2 protein-coding genes are annotated in these 1,860 nt (G+C 70.5%); both read left to right on the top strand.

Translation table 11 applies throughout. From position 1 onward, the window contains the following. On the top strand, positions 1 to 1,133 hold a 1,133-nt coding region (locus FVW27_RS14535), incomplete at its 5' end, for a substrate-binding periplasmic protein (protein WP_167126428.1). Positions 1,134 to 1,385: 252 nt separating this feature from the next. Then, the coding region (locus tag FVW27_RS14540) for an FAD-dependent oxidoreductase (RefSeq protein ID WP_167126431.1) at positions 1,386 to 1,860 on the top strand (475 nt) is incomplete at its 3' end.

Below are 1,860 nucleotides of genomic sequence, written 5' to 3' on the forward strand. Positions count from 1 at the left end.
GGCGCGCCGCCTGCATCCGCCACCGGGTGCGGGCGGCGGCGCTGGCCTTGCGGCGGCACATGGTGCCGTTGGTGCTGGCGTGCGCGCTGGCGGGACTCATGGGATTGGCGGGGTTGGCCGAACGGGCAGAATGGTCCGGGCAGCCTGGCCTGCCGGTCATGGAAATCATCACGCCCTCAGCGGCCCTGGCCCAGCCGGGGCAATCGCGGCCAGAGCCGCCTCTGCCGGGCATGCCCGCGCCGAGCCAAGACGTGTCCGAATCCGGCGATTCCGCCGTGCCTTCGAAGCATGCACCGGCATCCACCGCGCCCGCATCCGCAACCAACGGGCCCGCGCACACCGGCGATCGGCAAACCACCCCGCCGCCAACCCGTCCGCTCAAGGGGCCGGACGGAGATTCCGCCGTTATCATAGCCACCTACGATTGGCCGCCCTACGTGGAACACAATCTGCCCCACGGCGGCTACGTGGCGCAGGTGATCCGGGCCGCGCTGGCGTCCGCAGGGCTTGAGGCGCGGTTCGAGTTCATGCCGTGGGCCAGAGGCATGTCCCTGCTGCGCGAGGGCAAGGTGACCGCCGTGGTCCCCGCCTACAGGACCGCCAAGAGGGAAATCGAATGCGACCTGTCCGCCCCGTTCCCCGGCGGCCCGCTGGCGCTGTTCGCGCTGACGGGCAAAGCCCGGCACTGGAGTGACCTGCGCGACCTGTCCGGCCTGCGCATCGGCGTGGTGCGCGGATACGCGCACACCGATGCCTTTGACGCCGCCACCTTCCTGCGCAAGGAACCCGCCAACGACGAACTGGCCAACCTGCGCAAGCTGCTGGCCGGGCGCATCGATGCCATGGCCGCAGACCGCAACGTGGTGCGCTTCCTGCTGCGGCGCGATCAGCCCGACCTGCCCGACCTGACCGACCGGGCCGACCTGACCGACCGGGCCGCCAGCGTTGCCGAATTCGACCCCATCCTGGGCGAACGCGACCTGCACGTCTGCTTTTCCCGCGCACGGCCAGACCATGCCGCCCTGCGCGCGGCCTTTGACCGGGGGCTGGCCGCCATACGCGCCTCCGGGCTGCTGGACGAACTGCACCGTGAAATGCGTCGCCTGACCGAGGAGCAACCGGCAGGGCAATAACCCGCATCAGGCATGTCGCCCTGCCCCAACCCGACACGGTTACGGCCACGGCATGGCGGCCTGCGGCATGGCGGCACGCCCAAGCATCAGCCCCGGCGGCATGCGCCCTCACCGTACCGCCTCCAGCGCCGCATCCCCCTGCCCCCGCTTGCCTGCCGGGCGGAAATGCCCTACCTCACCCGCAGGCTTGGTGCGCCCGCCGCGCCGCAGCCCGTTTTCATCCCATCCGCCCAGCCCTTTCCGGAGGACATCTTGACCGCTCTCGTCACCGCCGCCATCGCCGGTGGGGGGCTTGCAGGCTGCGAATGCGCCCGCAGGCTCGCCCGCGCCGGGGTTGCCGTCACCCTGTACGAAATGAAGCCCCAGGCATATTCCCCGGCCCATACCAGCCCTGACCTGGCCGAACTGGTGTGTTCCAATTCTTTGCGTTCGGATGACATCGCATCCGGCGTGGGGCTGCTGAAGCAGGAGATGCGCGAACTGGACAGCCTGGTCATGCAGGTGGCCGAGGCCACCCGCGTGCCCGCAGGCAAGGCCCTTGCGGTGGACCGCGAACTGTTTGCCCGGCGCATGACCGAGGCCATGGAGGCGGAACCGAACATCACCGTGGTGCGCCGCGAGATTTCTTCCATCCACGCGCCGGAACTGGCCGCCGCCGACGTGGCCGTGGTGGCCGCCGGGCCGCTGGCCAGCGAACCGCTGGCCGCATCGCTGGCCGAGGTGGTCG

This window comes from Nitratidesulfovibrio liaohensis (genome assembly GCF_011682075.1).
GTDB classification, from domain to species: Bacteria; Desulfobacterota; Desulfovibrionia; order Desulfovibrionales; family Desulfovibrionaceae; genus Cupidesulfovibrio; species Cupidesulfovibrio liaohensis.